Annotated in this window: 1 protein-coding gene; it reads left to right on the top strand. The window is 39.6% G+C overall.

The features are described 5' to 3' along the window. Positions 1 to 841 precede the first annotated feature (841 nt). On the top strand, positions 842 to 3,833 hold a 2,992-nt coding region (locus V7164_RS14150; protein ID WP_438824721.1), incomplete at its 3' end, for a S8 family serine peptidase.

Genomic DNA, 3,833 nt, shown 5'->3' on the forward strand with positions numbered 1-3,833 from the left:
AAATATAGCCGTAAATTTTATCACTATATTCTGTGTATACTTGTTCAAAATGTTCTGCAGAATTTCTTTTCATTTTATCCGCTCCCTCATACAAACTATTAGACGAATAAGGTACAAAAAAGAATCACTTTTCAAAACATATTAATGACTAATGTTGTAATATTCCCTACCTTACCAATTGTTAGCAATGATTTCCAGATCATTTATTCCTTAAATTCAATAGCATTTTAGATATGTATATCTATTCTCCTGCTCAATCATTTGAAAACAGGATAAAAGTATGTTTTTTGATCATTCCATTTAACTAGTACTATCTATCTGTTACTAAATTAGAAAGCAGAAAATTTACATTTTTTCTAAAAAGTTACATGACTTTTTTGCTATTTTTGTATCCCGATATTATTCAAATCCTCCATTAGAATAAAAGACACATCTGCTAATGACCCACTTCCTTTTCACTATAGGTCTTTTCGGTTAAATTCACTCCCCTTTCCTTTTTCTTATTTTTTCCAAAAAATACAAGAAAAATGTCAGTTTTATATGTAAATGAACATATTTCTAGTCGTTTAGATTGAGTGTTTACTAGTTCCTTTTATCTTGACCAGTCATCTTACTCTAATTCCTTTCTCTCATTTTAATCTAGCACTCAATTCCTCTCTGATTATTCGACATCTTTTTCGATTTTTATTCGCTAAAGTTTCATTAACAAAGGGTTTTCTTTCCGCCCTTTTTGGAGGTGATTATTTTCATTTAGCAACAGCAGTCAAAATCTTATTTACCAAAACAAGGAGGGATTATTTTGAAGAAGAAAAGGAATACGCGATTTCGTTGGTTTAATATCATGTTCATTGCTTTTTTAATACTCCCGCTTATGTTCCCAAACATGGGTCAAGCGGAAGCAAATGATTCTCCACATACTTCACTTAAGAAAGCAGCTCCTGAGGCTGCAAAAAGTAAAATTAGCAGCAAATTACAAGATCAATTCGCTAATCAAGGTAAAGTCACGTTTTTAATTAAGTTCAAGGAACAAGCAGACACAGCCGCAGCAGCAAAAAATGCTGAAAAAAATGCTTTAAGTCAAAATGTAACACCAGCTAAATTAAAATACATGAAACGATCCGCAGTTCTATCCTCCCTACGATCTACTGCTTTTGAAACTCAAGGCCCTGTTGCAGAATTCCTCCAAAAAATGGAGAAAGAGGGAAAAGCAACAGATGTTGAATCCTTCTATATTGTGAATGCCATCGCTGTTACTGCTACAAAAGAGGTCATGGAACAAGTCGCAGCCTTCCCTGAAATTGACAAAATTCTACCAAACGAAATTAGACAGCTGAATATTTCAGAAAAGGTTGCCGAGCCCCCTTTACTTCAGCTAGATAAAAAAACAGAAGCTGAAACGAACTCAATAGAATGGAATATTGAAAGAGTCGGTGCCCCAGCCGTTTGGGCAATGGGAATTGATGGATCTGGTACGGTTGTTGCATCTATAGACACCGGTGTCCAATGGGATCATCCAGCACTAAAGGAAAAATACCGAGGCTATAATCCAGCCAATCCTAATTCTCCAACACATGAATTTAACTGGTTTGACGCTACAGCTGGACGATCTGCACCGTATGATGATGTTGGTCATGGCACTCATGTAACTGGAACAATGGTTGGTGCAGAACCAAACGGAGCCAATCAAATCGGAGTAGCACCTGGTGCCAAATGGATTGCTGTTAAAGCGTTTACAGCAGCTGGCGGTTCAGATAGAGATCTCATTGCTGCTGGTGAATGGATTTTAGCGCCAAAGGATGCCGCTGGAAATCCTCATCCTGATAAAGCTCCTGATGTTGTAAATAACTCTTGGGGCGGTGGTCCAGGACTTGATGAATGGTATCGTCCAATGGTTCAAGCGTGGCGTGCAGCAGAAATTTTCCCAGAATTCTCTGCAGGCAATACAAGAATCGGGAATCCAGGGGGACCAGGATCAATTGCCAATCCAGCAAACTACCCTGAATCGTTCGCTACTGGTGCAACAGATATTAACAATGGATTAGGCAGCTTCTCCCTTCAAGGACCATCACCATATGGAGAAATCAAACCTGATATCTCTGCACCTGGTGTAAATATTCGTTCTTCCGTACCAGGAAGCGGGTATGAGGGAGGCTGGAATGGAACGTCCATGGCAGGACCGCATGTTTCAGCTGTTGCAGCCATGCTTCGTCAAGTTAATTCAAGTCTTTCTGTCGAAGATATGGAAGAAATATTAATCCAAACAGCTTCACCTTTAACGAACGGACAATATCCTGGAACACCAAATAATGGTTTTGGATATGGTCTCGTCAATGCATATGATGCCGTTTCCTCTGTCATATCCGGCCTTGGAAAGATTAAAGGCCAAGTAGCAAAAGAAGGCAATGATAGTGAAGCACCTGAAGTGGTTCACGTTGCTCCGCAAGAAACATACGCAGGAATGGATCTTTCCTTAGAATTAAGAGCAACTGACAACGTAAGTGTATTAAACACAGTCCTTGAATACTTAAAATCTGACGGCAGCTGGGCAACTTTACAAGGAGCAAGAATTTCAGGAGACTATAAAGATGGAATTTACAAAGTAACAATACCTGGAGATGAGATTTCTATACCATCCATCACATATAAATGGAAGGTCAATGACTTTGGAGGAAATGAAGTCGTAACTGATAACTTTGTAGTATCTGTTATGCCTGGCATCACCATAGGCTATTCACAGGATTTTGAATCTGAGCCAATAGGCTGGACATCATTTGGTGAATTTAATAGCTGGCAATGGGGAGTGCCAACCTCCGGACCAGGAAATGCAGCATCCGGCGAAAAAGTATACGCCACTAATCTTTCAGGAAACTACGATAACAGAGCTAATATGACATTAGTTATGCCGCCAATCGACCTCCCAGAAGGAAATGCATACTTACAGTTTAAGCATTGGTATAACCTTGAAAGAAACTGGGATTTTGGCCATGTTTTTGTCTCAACTGACATGGAAAACTGGACACAAATGCTTCGCATCACGGATATTACTTCCGGCTGGATTGACGGAGAAGTTAATTTAAGTGAATATGCAGGTCAAAGAATCTACGTAGGCTTCAATGTAAAAACAGATGGTTCTGTACAAAGACCAGGCTGGTACATTGATGATGTGCAGCTTTCAAACACTGCCCTACAGGCCGCAAATAGTAATCAGCTGGCAATTACGAATCCTTCTGAAGCTGCAGATGACTCCGATACTGCTCTAAAGGATGAAAAGGTAGATCCTGACAAGATTGTACCTGTAAAAGAAAAGGTAATACAAAATAATGGCTCACAAAATCAGCCTGCCCCTGCTCTCCTACCATTAACCGCTGAAGTGAGCATTTTAGAATCAGGCAGATCCGTATTTACAAAACCTTTTGATGGCACATATGAATTTACACATGCTTCCGGATCCTTTACTGTGCAAGCAGAGGCTTATGGATACCGTTCCCAGGCACAGACTGTTAATATTCCTCAAGACGGTGAAGTGACAGCTAATTTTGTTTTAGAGCCAATCCCGCAAGGAACAGTTTCTGGTACTGTTACAAATCATGCTACAGGTCAACCTGTTGCAAATGCTACACTCCTTTTAGTAGAGGATGCTGCTGTACAGCCAGTAGAAACAAATGCAAACGGAGAATATTCCATTACTGCGTATGAAGGCAACTACACGTTAAAGGTGATGGCACCTTCATACTATAGCCAAGATATTGCTATTAGTATTAGTGAAACTCCATTAGAACAAAATGTACAGGTAAAGCCGTTCATTGGTTTCCCAGGTGAAATTGGCTATGATG

Source organism: Bacillus sp. JJ1474 (genome assembly GCF_036965225.1).
Lineage (GTDB): Bacteria > Bacillota > Bacilli > Bacillales > Cytobacillaceae > Cytobacillus.